At 51.9% G+C, this 592-nt stretch carries 1 rRNA gene; it reads right to left on the bottom strand.

What is annotated here, in order from left to right:
- Positions 1-486 precede the first annotated feature (486 nt).
- A 16S ribosomal RNA gene (locus QSJ37_RS17900) occupies positions 487-592 on the bottom strand; the annotation flags it as partial.

Consider the following 592-nt stretch of genomic DNA (forward strand, 5'->3'; position numbering starts at 1 on the left):
GGAACCAACTTATTTCCTGCATCCGCTCATAGACGCAGGCGCAAGGCGACTACTTGAGTATGCTTCCTTGCAGCCTTGTGTCGAGGAATCCTGCTTCCTCGAATTCACTAGCAGACGCAGACACAAAGCACTTGAAGGAGTAGAATGCTCCCTCAAAACTGAACAAGGCTACTGCCTTGAATCAACTTCTCTGCTGCCTTGCGCCGAGGAATCCATCATCTTTGAATTCGCTGGTAGACGCAGGCGCAAAACGGATTGATTGAAGAGAACATAAACATGTTCCCTCAAAACTGAACAAACCTGAAGCGTCCACTTCCGACTAGCCCATAAGGGCAGCCGCTTCCGCTTTTCGTACTGTCTAGCTCCAGCGCCTAGCTCTCTTGTGCCAAATAACCTTCCCCCTCGAAGTGCAAGCACTTCTGCGGGTGAAGAACATTTGGCTTCGAGAGCTGATCGCGGCGCTTCCGCTTTTCGTATCATCCTTAGAAAGGAGGTGATCCAGCCGCACCTTCCGGTACGGCTACCTTGTTACGACTTCACCCCAATCACTTGCCCCACCTTCGGCGGCTGGCTCCCTTAAAGGGTTACCTCA

The organism is Parageobacillus sp. G301, assembly GCF_030268025.1.
Lineage (GTDB): Bacteria > Bacillota > Bacilli > Bacillales > Anoxybacillaceae > Parageobacillus_B > Parageobacillus_B toebii.